The sequence below is a fragment of the Streptomyces sp. NBC_01478 genome, from assembly GCF_036227225.1.
Taxonomy (GTDB): domain Bacteria; phylum Actinomycetota; class Actinomycetes; order Streptomycetales; family Streptomycetaceae; genus Streptomyces.
The window spans coordinates 2,709,891-2,726,003 of sequence record NZ_CP109444.1 but is presented as its reverse complement, the minus strand read 5'-3'; the positions used below and the strand labels follow the sequence as shown (position 1 = coordinate 2,726,003).

11 protein-coding genes are annotated in these 16,113 nt (G+C 69.0%); 7 read left to right on the top strand and 4 right to left on the bottom strand.

Annotation, left to right across the window (positions count from 1 at the left end; genetic code table 11):
- Positions 1-207 precede the first annotated feature (207 nt).
- On the bottom strand, positions 208-972 hold the full coding sequence (locus tag OG223_RS12205) for an IclR family transcriptional regulator (RefSeq protein ID WP_329246439.1): 765 nt from the start codon (positions 970-972) through the stop codon (positions 208-210).
- A 330-nt stretch (positions 973-1,302) separates the two neighbouring features.
- Between OG223_RS12205 and metH the strand changes: the two genes are divergently transcribed.
- The 3 genes from metH (at position 1,303) to OG223_RS12190 (ending at position 7,656) form a co-directional block, all read left to right on the top strand.
- Positions 1,303-4,818: a methionine synthase gene (metH, locus tag OG223_RS12200; protein ID WP_329246437.1), complete on the top strand. Its 3,516-nt coding sequence runs from the start codon at positions 1,303-1,305 to the stop codon at positions 4,816-4,818.
- Positions 4,819-4,916: 98 nt separating this feature from the next.
- On the top strand, positions 4,917-5,612 hold the full coding sequence (locus OG223_RS12195; protein WP_329246434.1) for an HAD family hydrolase: 696 nt from the start codon (positions 4,917-4,919) through the stop codon (positions 5,610-5,612).
- Positions 5,613-6,051: 439 nt separating this feature from the next.
- The gene (locus OG223_RS12190) at positions 6,052-7,656 is read left to right on the top strand and encodes an ABC transporter substrate-binding protein (RefSeq protein WP_329246431.1); all 1,605 of its coding nucleotides are present in this window, start codon (positions 6,052-6,054) and stop codon (positions 7,654-7,656) included.
- Between the two features lie 211 nt (positions 7,657-7,867).
- Here the strand turns inward: OG223_RS12190 and OG223_RS12185 are convergent, their stop codons facing one another.
- Together OG223_RS12185 and OG223_RS12180 are read right to left on the bottom strand one after the other, a co-directional pair.
- On the bottom strand, positions 7,868-8,539 hold the full coding sequence (locus OG223_RS12185; RefSeq protein WP_329246428.1) for a response regulator transcription factor: 672 nt from the start codon (positions 8,537-8,539) through the stop codon (positions 7,868-7,870).
- A gap of 305 nt (positions 8,540-8,844) precedes the next feature.
- Positions 8,845-9,945, bottom strand: coding sequence for a RecB family exonuclease (locus tag OG223_RS12180; protein ID WP_329246425.1), 1,101 nt, complete (start codon positions 9,943-9,945; stop codon positions 8,845-8,847).
- Positions 9,946-10,120: 175 nt separating this feature from the next.
- On the opposite strand from OG223_RS12180, the gene OG223_RS12175 reads away from it, so the two are divergent.
- From OG223_RS12175 to OG223_RS12165, 3 genes are all read left to right on the top strand, one after another.
- Positions 10,121-11,770 carry a site-2 protease family protein gene (locus OG223_RS12175; protein ID WP_329246422.1) on the top strand — a complete coding sequence of 550 codons (1,650 nt, stop codon included), beginning with the start codon at positions 10,121-10,123 and terminating at the stop codon, positions 11,768-11,770.
- A gap of 50 nt (positions 11,771-11,820) precedes the next feature.
- Entirely contained in the window at positions 11,821-12,729 is a 909-nt protein-coding gene (locus OG223_RS12170) for a tRNA (adenine-N1)-methyltransferase (protein ID WP_329246420.1), read from the top strand.
- 231 nt (positions 12,730-12,960) lie between these two features.
- Positions 12,961-13,545: a hypothetical protein gene (locus tag OG223_RS12165; RefSeq protein ID WP_329246417.1), complete on the top strand. Its 585-nt coding sequence runs from the start codon at positions 12,961-12,963 to the stop codon at positions 13,543-13,545.
- Between the two features lie 6 nt (positions 13,546-13,551).
- Here the strand turns inward: OG223_RS12165 and OG223_RS12160 are convergent, their stop codons facing one another.
- Positions 13,552-13,857, bottom strand: coding sequence for a ferredoxin (locus OG223_RS12160; protein ID WP_043682010.1), 306 nt, complete (start codon positions 13,855-13,857; stop codon positions 13,552-13,554).
- Positions 13,858-14,243: 386 nt separating this feature from the next.
- On the opposite strand from OG223_RS12160, the gene arc reads away from it, so the two are divergent.
- Entirely contained in the window at positions 14,244-16,010 is a 1,767-nt protein-coding gene (arc, locus tag OG223_RS12155) for a proteasome ATPase (RefSeq protein ID WP_317879860.1), read from the top strand.
- Positions 16,011-16,113: the final 103 nt, after the last annotated feature.

Here is a 16,113-nt window from a genome sequence, read left to right as displayed (position 1 = left end):
TACAGGCGCGTCAAGAGTGCTGTTATCGAAAACACGATCGTTATTGATTGCTGTGGGCTATCGATCTCGTGGTCGATGCGGACGGCAGTCAAGTGGACACCGTGTGTGGTGATTTGGCGTTTTGGCCGACTTTGTCATCCAGAGTACGACTGATACCGGAACGTCGGCATGACGTCCCGGTGAGTTCCCGCTGTGAATCCGCTGAGCTCAGAAGCGCCCGGCGCCCAGGTCACGCGACACCGCGCGGGCGCAGTCCCGTACCGCGGCGATCAGGTCGGGGCGCAGCTCGCCCTCCCGGCACAGCCGCTCCACGGCCCCGGTGATGCCGACCGCGCCGACCGGCATGCGGCGCCGGTCGTGGATGGGCGCGGCGATCGACGCGACGCCCTCCCAGGTCTCCTCGACGTCGGCCGCGTACCCACGCGCGCGTGTGACGTCGAGGATGTGCTCGAAGTCGGCGAGCTCGTACACCGTGCGGTCGGTGAAGGGCTTGCGCTCGGCCTCCAGGGCCTCGCTGTGCGCGACCGGGTCGTAGGCCGACAGCACCTTGCCCAGGGCCGTCGAGTGCAGCGGCTGCATGGCCCCGATCTCCAGGACCTGCCGGCTGTCGTCGGGCCGGAAGACGTGGTGCACGATCAGGACGCCCCGCAGATGCAGGACGCCCAGGTGCACGCTCTCGCCGCTGGAGCGGGCCAGGTCGTCCGTCCACACCAGGGCGCGGGCCCGCAGCTCGTGCACGTCGAGATAGGTGGTGCCCAGGCGCAGCAGCTCGGCGCCGAGCTGATAGCGCCCGGAGACGTCGTCCTGCTCGACGAAGCCCTCGTGCTGGAGGGTGCGCAGGATGCCGTGGGCCGTGCCTTTGGCGAGATCGAGCGACGAGGCGATGTCCGAGAGGCCGAGCCGTCGCTCGCCGCCCGCGAGCAGGCGCAGCATCGCGGCCGCCCGTTCGAGCGACTGGATGTTCCGTGCCATCGCCGTACTGCCTCCGTCCGTTCGACCGCCGACGCGCGGCGTCGCTGCCGCCGTTCGGCAATGTCGAACACTACCGTTCCATGCCGACCTCTCGCTAATGGTCGGTCGATTCCTGTGACGACTCCTGTCGCGAAGTCTGTTACGTCACTCGTCGCGAGAACCTAGACGGGGTTGATCCGCGCGTCACCCCAGTCCGCCTCATGGACGCCTCGAGCACTCTCCTGCCCGACCCCGTTACGCTGGCGGCGTGCAAGCTCCCCGGGGAATTCCGTGAGAGGTTCCCGGGGAAGCCGCAAAGCCGACAGCCGTCGCACTCCAGGGAGCCCCTTCATGGCCTCGTCGCCACTGACCCCGTCTGCCGACAGCCGGACCCGTGTGTCCGCGCTCCGAGAGGCCCTCGCCACCCGCGTGGTGGTCGCCGACGGAGCGATGGGCACCATGCTCCAGGCGCAGGACCCGACCCTCGAGGACTTCGAGAATCTCGAGGGCTGCAACGAGATTCTGAACATCACCCGCCCGGACATCGTCCGCTCCGTGCACGAGGAGTACTTCGGCGCGGGCGTCGACTGCGTCGAGACCAACACGTTCGGCGCGAACCACTCCGCGATGGCCGAGTACGACATCCCCGAGCGCGTCCACGAACTCTCCGCGGCCGGCGCCCGCATCGCCCGCGAGACCGCCGACGACTTCACCGCCCGCGACGGCCGCCAGCGCTGGGTCCTCGGCTCCATCGGCCCCGGCACCAAGCTGCCCACCCTCGGCCACATCGCCTACGGCACCCTGCGCGACGGCTTCCAGGCGAACGCCGAGGGCCTCCTCGCCGGCGGCGCCGACGCCCTGATCGTCGAGACCACCCAGGACCTGCTGCAGACCAAGTCGTCGATCCTGGGCGCCCGCCGCGCCATGGAGGCGACCGGCGTCGACGTGCCCCTCCTGGTCTCGATGGCCTTCGAGACCACCGGCACCATGCTGCTCGGCTCGGAGATCGGCGCCGCGCTCACCGCGCTCGAGCCCCTCGGCATCGACATGATCGGCCTGAACTGCTCGACCGGCCCCGCCGAGATGAGCGAGCACCTGCGCTATCTCGCCCGGCACTCCCGCACCCCCCTGCTCTGCATGCCGAACGCGGGCCTGCCCATCCTCACCAAGGACGGCGCCCACTTCCCGCTCGACCCCGAGGGCCTGGCGGACGCGCAGGACCACTTCGTCCGCGACTACGGCCTGAACCTGGTCGGCGGCTGCTGCGGCACCACCCCCGAGCACCTGCGTCAACTCGTCGAGCGGGTCCGCGAGTTGGCGCCCGCCGAGCGCCACCCGCAGCCCGAGCCGGGTGCCGCGTCCCTCTACCAGACGGTCCCGTTCCGCCAGGACACCGCCTACATGGCGATCGGCGAGCGCACCAACGCCAACGGTTCGAAGAAGTTCCGCGAGGCCATGCTGGACGCCCGCTGGGACGACTGCGTGGAGATGGCCCGCGACCAGATCCGCGAGGGCGCCCACATGCTGGACCTCTGCGTGGACTACGTCGGCCGCGACGGCGTCGCCGACATGGAAGAACTCGCCGGCCGCTTCGCCACCGCCTCCACCCTCCCGATCGTCCTGGACTCCACCGAAGTCCCGGTCATCCGGGCCGGGTTGGAGAAGCTCGGCGGCCGCGCGGTCATCAACTCCGTCAACTACGAGGACGGCGACGGCCCCGAGTCCCGCTTCGCGAAGGTCACCAGGCTGGCGCAGGAGCACGGCGCCGCGCTCATCGCGCTGACCATCGACGAGGAGGGCCAGGCCCGCACCCCGGAGCACAAGGTCGCCATCGCCGAGCGGCTGATCGAGGACCTGACGACGAACTGGGGCATCCACGAGTCGGACATCCTCATCGACACCCTGACCTTCACCATCTGCACCGGCCAGGAGGAGTCCCGCGGCGACGGCATCGCCACCATCGAGGCGATCCGCCGCCTCAAGGCCCGCCACCCGGACGTCCAGACCACGCTGGGCCTCTCGAACATCTCCTTCGGCCTCAACCCGGCCGCCCGCGTTCTGCTCAACTCCGTCTTCCTCGACGAGTGCGTCAAGGCGGGCCTCGACTCCGCGATCGTGCACGCCTCGAAGATCCTCCCGATCGCCCGCTTCACCGAGGAAGAGGTGAAGACGGCCCTCGACCTCGTCTACGACCGCCGCGCCGAGGGCTACGACCCGCTGCAGAAGCTGATGGCCCTCTTCGAGGGCGCCACCACCAAGTCCCGGACGGCGGGCCGCGCCGAGGAGCTGGCCGCCCTCCCGCTGGACGAGCGGCTCAAGCGACGGATCATCGACGGCGAGAAGAACGGCCTGGAGGCCGACCTCGCCGAGGCCTTGCAGACCCGCCCCGCCCTGGACATCGTCAACGCGACGCTCCTGGACGGCATGAAGGTCGTCGGCGAACTGTTCGGCTCCGGACAGATGCAACTGCCGTTCGTGCTCCAGTCCGCCGAGGTCATGAAGACGGCGGTCGCCTATCTCGAACCGCACATGGAGAAGTCGGACGCCGAGGGCAAGGGCACCATCGTGCTCGCCACCGTGCGCGGCGACGTGCACGACATCGGCAAGAACCTCGTCGACATCATCCTGTCCAACAACGGCTACAACGTCGTCAACCTCGGCATCAAGCAGCCGGTCTCCGCGATCCTGGAAGCCGCCGAGGAGCACCGCGCCGACGTCATCGGCATGTCCGGCCTCCTGGTCAAGTCCACGGTGATCATGAAGGAGAACCTCCAGGAGCTCAACCAGCGCAAGATGGCCGCCGACTACCCGGTCATCCTGGGCGGCGCCGCCCTCACCCGCGCCTACGTCGAGCAGGACCTGCACGAGATCTACGAGGGCGAGGTCCGCTACGCCCGCGACGCGTTCGAGGGCCTGCGTCTGATGGACGCCCTGATCGGCGTCAAGCGCGGCGTGCCCGGCGCGAAGCTGCCCGAGCTCAAGCAGCGCCGGGTGCGGGCGAGTGCTGCCGTGGAGGTCGAGGAGCGCCCCGAAGAGGGCCACGTCCGCTCCGACGTCGCCGTCGACAACCCGATCCCCACTCCGCCGTTCCGGGGCACCCGGGTCATCAAGGGCATCCAGCTCAAGGAGTACGCGTCCTGGCTCGACGAGGGCGCCCTCTTCAAGGGCCAGTGGGGCCTCAAGCAGGCCCGCACCGGCGACGGACCGACGTACGAGGAACTGGTCGAGACGGAGGGCCGCCCCCGGCTGCGCGGCCTCCTGGACAAGCTCCAGACCGACAACCTCCTCGAAGCGGCCGTCGTCTACGGCTACTTCCCCTGCGTGTCCAAGGACGACGACCTGATCATCCTGGACGACCAGGGCAACGAGCGCACTCGCTTCACCTTCCCGCGCCAGCGCCGCGGCCGCCGTCTCTGCCTGGCCGACTTCTTCCGCCCCGAGGAGTCCGGCGAGATCGACGTCGTCGGCTTCCAGATCGTCACCGTCGGCAACCGCATCGGCGAGGAGACCGCGAAGCTCTTCGAGTCGAACTCCTATCGCGACTACCTCGAACTGCACGGCCTGTCCGTCCAGTTGGCCGAGGCACTCGCCGAGTACTGGCACGCGCGCGTGCGCTCCGAACTCGGCTTCGCCGGCGAGGACCCCACCGACGTCGAGGACATGTTCGCCCTCAAGTACCGGGGCGCCCGCTTCTCCCTCGGCTACGGCGCCTGCCCCGACCTGGAGGACCGCGCGAAGATCGCCGACATGCTGGAGCCGGAGCGCATCGGCGTCCACCTGTCGGAGGAGTTCCAGTTGCACCCGGAGCAGTCCACGGACGCGATCGTGATCCACCACCCCGAGGCGAAATACTTCAACGCACGTTGATCGGATAAGTCGTACACTGGTCGGTCCACCGCAGGCCGGTCGCCTCTCTGTGAAAAAGAGGCGGCCGGCCTGATCGTCCCTCAAGGAGGTGCGCCAGGATGACCAGCACGGTCCCCGCGCTCGGAACCCGTACGGCCGAAGGCTCAGCACTCCAGGCCGTACTCCTCGACATGGACGGAACCCTGGTGGACACCGAGGGCTTCTGGTGGGACGTAGAGGTCGAGGTCTTCGCCGCCCTCGGACACACCCTCGACGACTCCTGGCGCCATGTCGTGGTCGGCGGCCCCATGACCCGCAGCGCCGGTTTCCTGATCGAGGCCACCGGCGCCGACATCACCCTCGCCGAGCTGAGCGTGCTGCTCAACGCGGGCTTCGAGGACCTGATCGGGCGGAGCCTGCCGCTGATGCCGGGCGCCGCCAGACTCCTGGCCGAGCTGGCGGAGTACGAGATCCCCACGGCTCTGGTCTCCGCCTCGCACCGGCGCATCATCGACCGCGTCCTGACCGCGCTCGGCCCCCAGCACTTCGCGCTGACGGTGGCCGGCGACGAGGTCGCGCGCACCAAGCCGTTCCCCGACCCGTATCTGCTCGCCGCCGCCGGACTGGGCGTCGACCCGGCCCGCTGCGCGGTCGTGGAGGACACCGCGACCGGTGTCGCGGCGGCGGAGGCGGCGGGCTGCCTGGTGGTGGCCGTACCGTCCGTGGCGCCCATCGCCCCGGCCGCCCGGCGCACCGTCGTGACCTCCCTGGAAGTCGTCGACCTGGCATTTCTGCGCGGACTGATGGCCGACTGACGGCCGCCTGATGGCGGCCGATGACGGAAATGCGCCAGCCGTTCACCGAGCGTACAAAGTCCAATGAGAAAGGAATTCGGACACGGTCGACCGGTCGAATTCCGTTGCACTCCAACCGAGTTGGTGTGTGTGAGGTTCCCCACGTGCCGGAGGGTCGACATCGTCGTCGGCCTGTGCTGTTCACCCCATTTCTGAGGCCGATCACGCACCGTTGTGTCCCGATTGGTGAAACGCTGCACTAATCCTTCCCTCGGCGGGTTTTCGGTCTGTCCACAGCCGGTTCCGCTGCGTGATGGGAACTCAACTACGGTGGCCGCGAACCCCCGTGCGGGTCCGGACTAATCTCAACGCGAGAACATCGCCCTTATCCCCGTGATCGGCATCGCCACCCCATGTATGCCGGATACACGGACTCGAACAGCTCTGGAGAAACTCGAGCATGAACCGCAAGACTTTGGTGCTGCCGGCCGTCGTCGGCCTGCTCGCGCCGGTGCTCGCCGCGTGTGGCGGCTCCGGCAGCGGGAGTTCCAGCGACGATGCGATAATCGTCGGCACCACGGACCGGTTCGAGGCGACGAAGGACGCTCCGGCGCCGCTCGACCCCGCCTACGCCTACGACGTCGGCACCTGGAACATCCTGCGCCAGACCGTGCAGACCCTGATGATCCAGCCCAAGGGCGAGGGCGACCCGGTGCCCGAGGCCGCCGAGAAGTGCGGCTTCACCGACACCGGCAACGAGCGCTACGCCTGCACCCTGCGGGAGGGTCTGAAGTTCGCCAACGGCGACAAGATCACCGCGGAAGACGTGAAGTACTCCATCGACCGCGCGATGCGCATCAAGGCCGACAGCGGCGTCTTCGCCCTGTTGTCCACGGTCGACACCGTCGAGACGCAGGGCGACCGCGAGGTCATCTTCCACCTGAAGTCGGCCGACGCCACGTTCCCGTACAAGCTGTCCACTCCCGTCGCCGGCATCGTGAATCCGGACGACTACCAGAAGGACAAGCTGCGCGACGGCTTCGACATCGACGGCTCCGGCCCGTACACCTTGTCGGTCGCCAAGAAGGACGACGCGATCACCACGGCCACCTTCACCAAGAACCCCAACTACAAGGGGGCCTTGAAGGTGAACAACAGCAAGGTCGAGATGCGTTCCTTCGCCGACGCCGACGCGATGGGCGACGCCATCACCAAGGGCGACATCGACGTGATGACGCGCACCATGTCGCCGGAGCAGATCCAGAAGCTCAGCGACGACACGGACGGCGACGTCGACCTCGTCGAGATGCCCGGCCTCGAAATCCGCTACCTCGGCTTCAACACCGAGGCCACCAGCGTGAAGTCGAAGGCCGTGCGCGAGGCGATGGCCCAGATCATCGACCGCGGCGCACTCGTCTCCAAGGTCTACGGCACCGAGGCCGAGCCGCTCTACTCCATGGTCCCGGCGACCATCACCGGTCACTCGAACTCGTTCTTCAACAAGTACGGCGACCCGAGCGTCACCAAGGCCAAGGCGATGATGGCGGCCGCCAACATCACCACCCCGGTGAAGCTGACCCTGAACTACACGACGGACCACTACGGCCCGGCGACCAAGGACGAGTTCGTCCAGTTGCAGAAGCAGCTCAACGACAGCGGCCTGTTCGACGTCAGCATCAAGGGCACCCCCTGGGCAACGTTCCGCCCGGCCGAGCAGAAGGGCAAGTACGACGTCTACGGGATGGGCTGGTTCCCCGACTTCCCCGACGCCGACAACTACCTCGCGCCGTTCCTCGACAAGGACAACACCCTCGGCCTGCCGTACGCCAACACCAAGATCAGGAACACCCTGATCCCGGAGTCCCGCCGCGAGGCCGACCGGCTCGCCGCCGCGAAGAGCCTCACGTCCATCCAGGACATCGTCGCCTCCGACGTCCCGCTGATCCCGCTGTGGCAGGGCAAGCAGTACGTCGCCGCGCGTGACGACGTCACGGGCACCGCGTACGTGCTCAACTCCTCCTCGACCCTCCAGCTCTGGGAGCTGGGCCGAGGCGTGGGCAACTGACGGTCCCGACCGCACTCGCTCACCGGACAAGCTCGACCAGTGGCCAGCCCCGCCGATCACGGCGGGACTGGCCACCGGCCTGTCGACGGTCTTCCGGTTCTGGGAGTTCGGCCTTCCGGTTCCGGGAGGCCGGCAAAGGCCGATCCGGGCCCGTACGCACGAAGAGGGCGCCCCTGTCAGGAAGGGGCGCCCTCTTCGTGTGTACGGGCGTCTACTGCGCGCCTGGGCGCACCAGACCGCTCTCGTACGCGTACACCGCGGCCTGCACCCGGTCGCGCAGGCCCAACTTGGTGAGGACGTGCCCCACATGCGTCTTGACGGTGGTCTCGCTGACGAACAGGTCGGCGGCGACCTCCGCGTTCGACAGCCCCCGCGCCACCAGCTTCAGCACCTCGACCTCACGCTCGGTCAACGTGTGCAGGGCATCCGGGACGGGCTCGTCACCCGACGGCAGATGACCGGCGTACTTGTCGAGCAGCCGCCGCGTGATGCTGGGCGCGAGCATGGCCTCGCCTGCGGCCACCACCCGGATCGCCTGCACGAGCTCGTTCGCCGGCGCGTCCTTGAGCAGGAAGCCACTGGCACCGGCCCGCAACGCCTCCACGACGTACTCGTCGAGATCGAAGGTGGTCAGCACCAGCACCTTCGCCGGGCCGTCCCGCCCGGGACCGGTGATCTGCCGGGTCGCCTCCACCCCGTCCATCCGTGGCATACGGATGTCCATCAGCACCACATCGGGCTGCAGAGCCCGCACCTGGTCGAGCGCCTGCAGACCGTCACCGGCCTCACCGACGACCGCGAGATCCTGCTCCGCCTCCAAAATCATCCGGAACCCGGTTCGCAGCAGCGGCTGGTCATCAACCAGTAGGACGCGGATGGCCACGTGAATCTCCTTCGCTAGCCCGGCCCCATTCTGCCCTGCGCCCGGCCCGACGACTCGACCGGCCTTGTGGGGGACTGTCGGGGCTGAGTGGGGGCGGGGAGACGGGGCTCAGTGGGGTAGGGGAGGGAGAGGGAGGGGAGGCTTGGGAGGGGGCGGTTTGCTGCGTTTGGGGCCTTGGGGGGAGAGGGCGGGTTCTTGCGCCGGGGTCTCGGGTGGAAGGGGCATCCCCTTCGGGCTCCCTGCGCAAAGGCTGTCCGGGCATTGCCTATGCCTCCGGCCCGCCGGCGGAAACCCCGTCCACAACCTCAACCCCCGCCAGAAACCCCGCCCGTCGCCCCCGGACCCGTCACCGAATCCGCCTCCGGCCCCGCAGCCGAACCCCCCTCTGACGCCTCCGCACCCTTCCCGGAAGCGTCGGCCACGACCTCCGCATCTCCGGCAGAACCCCCCGCGGCAACACCGCCCGCCCCGGAACCGCCGTCGGCCTTCCGTACCGGCAACGGATACGGCGGGGGAGTGCCGCCGAACTCCGGGCACACCGCCTGGTGGTCGCACCAGCCGCACAGCTTGGTCGGGCGTGGGCGCCAGTCGCCCGTCTCCGTGGCCAGCCGGATCGCCTCCCACAGGGCCAGCAGCTTGCGCTCCACGCGCTCCAGGTCGGCGACGACGGGGTCGTACGTCACCACGTCCCCGCTGCCCAGGTACACCAACTGGAGCCGCCGTGGGACGACCTGCTTCAACCGCCAGACCACCAGCGCGTAGAACTTCATCTGGAACAGCGCACCCTCGGCATACTCGGGCCGCGGCGCCTTGCCCGTCTTGTAGTCGACGATCCGCACATCGCCCGTCGGCGCCACATCGACCCGGTCGATGATCCCGCGCAGCTTCAGTCCCGACTCCAGCTCGGCCTCGACGAACATCTCCCGCTCGGCGGGCTCCAGCCGCGTCGGATCCTCAAGGGAGAACCAGCGCTCGACCAGCCGCTCCGCCTCCCCGAGCCACCGCGCCAGCCGCTCGCCCTCCGGATCGTCGGCGAACAGCTCCACGACCTCCGGCCGGGACTCCCGCAACCGGTCCCACTGCCCGGGGATCAGCGACTTGGCCCGCGGCGCCGTACGCTCGGCCGCCGGCGCGTCGAAGAGCCGCTCCAGCACCGAGTGCACCAAGGTCCCCCTGGTCGCCGCCTCGCTGGGCTTCTCCGGCAGCCGGTCGATCACCCGGAACCGGTACAACAACGGGCACTGCATGAAGTCACCGGCACGCGAGGGCGACAACGAGGCAGGCGCTATGGCGACGCGCTCGACCACACCCACCGTCCCCGTCCCCACCGTCACCGCCGCGGTCGGTCCCGCCGCCGCGCCCTCGTCGCCGACTGTCCCCGCGACGCCCTCCGCACTCGTCTCCATGCCCACAGACCTTACGGCCCGCCACTGACAGTGACCCGATCCCGGCCGACGCGCCCGCGACGGCCGGGGAAACGCGGGGGGTGCCGGGGCGGAACGCGTCGCGACCGCCGCATACCATCGACCCGAGACCCCTCCGCCCAGTTGGCGCGGAGGATGCTTCGAACGAGGGGACACCGTGGACGAGAGCGGCGGGAGCGGGCAGCCGCGGTCCGGCACCAACGAGCCGACCGAACACGCCACGGGTGCCACGACCCCGGCCGCCGACCCCGGCACCCCCGAACCCGAGCACGACGACTCCGCCCCCCAGCGGCCCGGGACACCCACCCAGGAGCACGGGCACGCGAACACCCCGCCCGAGGACCACGAGACCGCGCCCGAGCAGCGCAAGGACGCGGACACGCCGTCCGAGAACCCCGCGGACGCGAGCACGCCGGTCGGGGACACCGCACCGGACGACAGCGCCGAGCCGGAATCACCGGCCGAGACCTCCGGAGCCCCCGCACCGCACGCCCACCTGAACGGCGAGCCGAAACGTGACGCCACCCCCACGGGCGACGACCACGACCGCACCCCGGACCACCCGAATCTCCCCTACGCCCACACCGCCCCCCACGCCCAACCCGAAGCAGACCCCACCCCCATCGCCAAGGGACGCCCCCCGCAGCGCCCCAAGGAGCCCGGCGGCGGGCTGCTGATGGGACGGCCCTTCGGGGTGCCCGTCTACGTGGCGCCCAGTTGGTTCCTCGTCGCCGCGCTCATCACCTGGGTGTTCGGCGGCCAGCTCGACCGCGTGCTGCCCGAACTCGGCGCCGCCCGCTACCTGGTGGCCCTCTTCTTCGCGGTCGCCTTCTACGGCTCCGTCCTGGTGCACGAACTCGCCCACACGGTCGCCGCGCTCCGCTTCAAACTCCCGGTCCGCCGTATCCAGTTGCAGTTCTTCGGCGGCGTCTCCGAGATCGAGAAGGAGGCCGAGACCCCCGGCCGGGAGTTCGTGCTGGCCTTCGTCGGCCCCCTGCTCTCGCTGATCCTCTCGGGCATCTTCTACCTGGCCATGCTGCCCGTCGAACCCGGCACCGTCCCCGGCGTCCTGCTGGCCGGCCTGATGGTCTCCAACCTCATCGTGGCCGCCTTCAACCTCCTGCCCGGCCTGCCCCTCGACGGCGGCCGCATGCTCCGTGCCGTCGTCTGGAAGATCACCGGCAGACCCATGAGCGGCACCATCGCCGCAGCCTGGGTCGGCCGCGCGCTCGCCGTCTCCGTCCTGATCGGCCTCCCGCTGCTCACCCAGACCGGCGCCCTCGGCACCAACACCGAGGACATCAGCGGCATGGACACCGTCACCGACGCCCTGCTCGCCGCGATCCTCGCCGCGATCATCTGGACCGGCGCCGGCAACAGCCTCCGTATGGCCCGACTGCGCGAACACCTCCCGGAACTCCGCGCCCGCAACCTCACCCGCCGCGCGGTCCCCGTCGAGACCAACACCCCGCTCTCCGAAGCCCTGCGCCGAGCCAACGCGGCCGGTGCCCGCGCCCTGGTCGTCGTCGACGCCGACGGCCAGCCGCTCTCCCTCGTCCGCGAGGCCGCCATCGTCGGTGTCCCCGAACACCGCCGCCCCTGGGTCGTCGTCAGCGGCCTCGCCCAGGACCTCACGGACGGCATGCGCGTCTCCGCCGAACTGGCCGGCGAGGACCTCCTCGACGCCCTGCGCGCGACCCCCGCCACCGAGTACCTCGTCGTCGAGGAGACCGGCGAGATCTACGGCGTCCTGTCCGCGGCCGACGTGGAGCGCGCCTTCGTGAAGGCCATGGCCCGCCCCAACTGACGCACGCGCGCGTGGTCGGCGGCCCCCGCAAACGCCGGTAGGCTGCTCACATGTCCGAACCGACCGGTGCCGCCCGCAGGCGCGGGCCCTTCAAGGTCGGGGACCAGGTTCAGCTGACCGACCCCAAGGGCCGCCACTACACGTTCACGCTCGAAGCCGGGAAGAATTTCCACACCCACAAGGGTTCCTTCCCGCACGACGAACTGATCGGTGCTCCCGAGGGCAGCGTTGTCCGCACCACCGGCAACGTCGCCTACCTCGCGCTGCGCCCCCTGCTCCCCGACTACGTCCTGTCCATGCCCCGCGGCGCCGCCGTGGTCTACCCCAAGGACGCGGGGCAGATCCTGTCCTTCGCCGACATCTTCCCCGGCGCACGCGTCGTGGAAGCGGGCGTGGGCTCCGGCTCGCTCAGCAGCTTCCTGCTGCGCGCCATCGGCGACCAGGGCATGCTGCACTCCTACGAGCGCCGCGAGGACTTCGCCGAGATCGCCCAGCAGAACGTGGAGCGCTACTTCGGCGGCCCGCACCCCGCCTGGCAGCTCACCGTCGGCGACCTCCAGGACAATCTGTCCGACACGGACGTCGACCGCGTCATCCTCGACATGCTCGCCCCCTGGGAGTGCCTGGAGGCCGTCTCCAAGGCGCTCGTGCCCGGCGGCATCCTGTGCTGCTACGTCGCGACCACCACCCAGCTCGCCCGCACCGTCGAGTCCATCCGCGAGATCGGCTCCTTCAACGAGCCGACCGCGTGGGAGACGATGCTCCGCAACTGGCACGTCGAGGGCCTGGCCGTCCGCCCCGACCACCGGATGATCGGCCACACCGGCTTCCTCCTCACCGCCCGCCGCCTCGCGGACGGCGTCGAGCCCCCCATGCGCCGCCGCCGCCCCTCCAAGGGCGCCTACGGCGACGACTACACCGGCCCCAACGCCGACGGTGGCGGCGCCACCGGCCGCTGAGCCCAATCAAGGGCGGCCCTGTGCCGCACTCAACGCACGAACGCCGTGGCCGAGTTCCCGGAAGTCCTCCGGAACTCGGCCACGGCGTCTTTCTTCTGACGTACCGACACCGTCGCACCCTCCCGTGCGACGGTGCGAACGAACTGCCGACCCCGCCGTTCCCCCGCTCCGCGCTGTGTGGCAGCATGCAGGCCACCCCCACCGGCACAGCCCTCACAGGAGACACTCCTAGTGCAGCACTCCGCCGTCCCGGAACTGGAACTGGCACACACCACCACCCGCCCCATCCACTGGGTCGCCACCGCCACGGCTCTCGCCGGCGTCGTGGCCCTCTCCTCGGGCCTGCAGCCCGACTCCGCGCACGCCGCCCAGGCCTCCGGTACGCAGACGAAGTCAGCACCCGCCACCGTCTCGGCCCCCGCGACCACAGGAGTCGCCTTCCCCATCGACTGCGGCCCCGTGAAGGCCGTCGTACAGAAGAAGGCGTCCGGGGACCTCGACGGCGACGGCAGGCCGGAGACCGTCGCGGTGGTCCACTGCGACGCGGGCATGGGTACCCCGCCCGACGGCGTCTACGTCCTGACCCAGGGCGCCGGAGCCGCCGGGCCGCGCGTCGTCGCCACCCTGGTCGCCCCGAAGGCCCGCGAGACCGTCACAGACTTCGCCGTGCGCGACGGCGCCGTACTCGCGACACTGCTCGGCTACTCGACGGCGGACGTGCCCAGTTGCTGCCCCGACGTCAAGGAGACCGCCAAGTGGCAGTGGCAGAACGGCTCGTTCGTCCGCTCCACCCCCGGTAACGCCCAGAACGTCTGACGACCCTCAGGCCGCGTCGGGCCCGTACACCTCGACCCGGTCCGCGACCCGGCGCACGTGAATGCAGTCACCGGGGCACTCCTTGGCGGAGTCCACGACGTCGACCAGCAACGGCAGCGGAACCGGCGTGGTGGCGCCCTTGTCCTGCAGCAGCTCGTCGTCCGGGCTCTTCACATAGGCCAGGCCGTCGATGTCCAGTTCGAAGACCTCGGGGGCGTACTGGGCGCAGATGCCGTCGCCGGTACAGAGGTCCTGGTCGATCCAGACCTCCAGCGCCTCGCCGTCGGCCGCGGCCTCGTCCTGCACGGTGATGTCTCCTGTTTCCGCCGGGTGTTGAACACCTTCGACCCTACCTCCGCCCGCCCGAACGGCCTTTCTCCGCGATCTCAGGTTTCACGCCGCCGTATGACGGACACTGTCCGCATGGACACTCTCAGTCAGGGGCGCATTGGCCGGTTTCCACCGGGCGCCGAACCCGCCCGCACGGCAACTCACGTCCGCCGTGAAGGTTTTTGACCAACCCGGCCTTGGAACAGTCCGCTTCTGAATCACGTTGAGTGGGTATCCACACGGCGTGAGGGAGAGCGCAGGGTGACCGACGACACACCTTGACAGTCTTTGTGATCTAGGGGTTTCAATCGACACCCACCCAGGTAGGGTCTGGAAGCGTCCAGCTCCCCTTGGAGGAGGTGAGGACCGTGGCAGCCCACGACGACGACATGAACCGCGGCATCCGCCCGGGACGAGGGTCCGACGACCCGTCCGGGCAGATTGCCTACCTTGAGCAGGAGATCGCCGTCCTGCGACGTAAGCTCGCCGACTCTCCGCGACACACGAGGATTCTCGAAGAGCGGATCGTCGAGCTGCAGACCAATCTGGCCGGGGTGTCCGCCCAGAACGAGCGACTCGCCAACACGCTCCGTGAGGCCCGCGACCAGATCGTGGCCCTCAAGGAAGAAGTCGACCGGCTCGCACAGCCGCCGGCCGGCTTCGGTGTCTTCCTCGTGGCCAACGAGGACGGCACAGCGGACATCTTCACCGGCGGTCGCAAACTCCGGGTGAACGTCAGCCCAAGCGTGGAACTCGAAGAGCTCCGCCGCGGCCAGGAAGTAATGCTCAACGAAGCGCTCAACGTGGTCGAGGCCATGGAGTACGAGCGCGTCGGCGACATCGTCACCCTCAAGGAGATCCTTGAGGACGGCGAACGCGCCCTCGTGGTGGGGCACACCGACGAGGAGCGGGTGGTGCGGCTCGCCGAGCCGCTGCTGGACATCACCATCCGCCCCGGCGACGCCCTGCTGCTCGAACCCCGATCCGGCTACGTCTACGAGATCGTCCCGAAGAGCGAGGTCGAGGAGCTCGTCCTCGAAGAGGTCCCCGACATCGGCTACGAGCAGATCGGCGGTCTGGGCGGCCAGATCGAGATGATCCGCGACGCGGTCGAACTGCCGTACCTCTACCCCGACCTCTTCAAGGAGCACGAACTGCGGCCGCCCAAGGGCGTCCTGCTGTACGGGCCTCCCGGATGCGGAAAGACGCTCATCGCCAAGGCCGTCGCCAACTCGCTGGCCAAAAAGGTCGCCGAGGTCACCGGCCAGGCCACCGGCAAGAGCTTCTTCCTCAACATCAAGGGTCCCGAGCTCCTCAACAAGTACGTCGGTGAGACCGAGCGGCAGATCCGCCTGGTCTTCCAGCGTGCTCGTGAGAAGGCCAGCGAGGGCACCCCCGTCATCGTCTTCTTCGACGAGATGGAGTCCCTCTTCCGCACCCGCGGTTCCGGTGTCAGCTCGGACGTGGAGAACACCATCGTCCCCCAGCTCCTCGCCGAGATCGACGGTGTGGAAGGCCTGCAGAACGTGGTCGTCATCGGCGCCTCGAACCGCGAGGACATGATCGACCCCGCCATCCTGCGCCCCGGCCGCCTGGACGTGAAGATCAAGATCGAGCGTCCCGACGCCGAGGCCGCCAAGGACATCTTCGCCAAGTACCTCACCGAGCGCCTCCCGCTCCACCCCGACGACGTCGGCGAGCACAACGGCGACAAGACCACCACCGTCCAGAGCATGATCCAGACGGCAGTGGAACACATGTACACGGAATCCGAGGAGAACCGCTTCCTGGAGGTCACCTACGCCAACGGTGACAAGGAAGTCCTCTACTTCAAGGACTTCAACTCCGGCGCCATGATCGAGAACATCGTGGGCCGGGCCAAGAAGATGGCCATCAAGGACTTCCTCGACCAGAAGCAGAAGGGCATCCGCGTCTCGCACCTCCTCCAGGCGTGCGTGGACGAGTTCAAGGAGAACGAGGACCTGCCCAACACCACCAACCCCGACGACTGGGCCCGGATCTCCGGAAAGAAGGGCGAACGGATCGTCTACATCCGTACGCTCATCACCGGGAAGCAGGGCGCGGACACCGGACGCTCCATCGACACGGTGGCGAACACCGGTCAGTACCTGTAAAGAACAGGGCGGCTGCGGGTGCCCACGGCGGGTACCCGCAGCCGACTGCTTTTCAGGCCATGACCGCAACAAGGGGCGCGCGAGGCAATGACGCAAATGATCT

What these genes read in the sequence shown, in the direction of transcription:
- OG223_RS12195 (WP_329246434.1), top strand. Translation starts at nt 4,917, where the DNA reads ATGACCAGCACGGTCCCCGCGCTCGGAACCCGTACGGCCGAAGGCTCA.
- OG223_RS12180 (WP_329246425.1), bottom strand. Translation starts at nt 9,945, where the DNA reads ATGGAGACGAGTGCGGAGGGCGTCGCGGGGACAGTCGGCGACGAGGGC.
- OG223_RS12170 (WP_329246420.1), top strand. Translation starts at nt 11,821, where the DNA reads ATGTCCGAACCGACCGGTGCCGCCCGCAGGCGCGGGCCCTTCAAGGTC.
- metH (WP_329246437.1), top strand. Translation starts at nt 1,303, where the DNA reads ATGGCCTCGTCGCCACTGACCCCGTCTGCCGACAGCCGGACCCGTGTG.
- OG223_RS12205 (WP_329246439.1), bottom strand. Translation starts at nt 972, where the DNA reads ATGGCACGGAACATCCAGTCGCTCGAACGGGCGGCCGCGATGCTGCGC.
- OG223_RS12190 (WP_329246431.1), top strand. Translation starts at nt 6,052, where the DNA reads ATGAACCGCAAGACTTTGGTGCTGCCGGCCGTCGTCGGCCTGCTCGCG.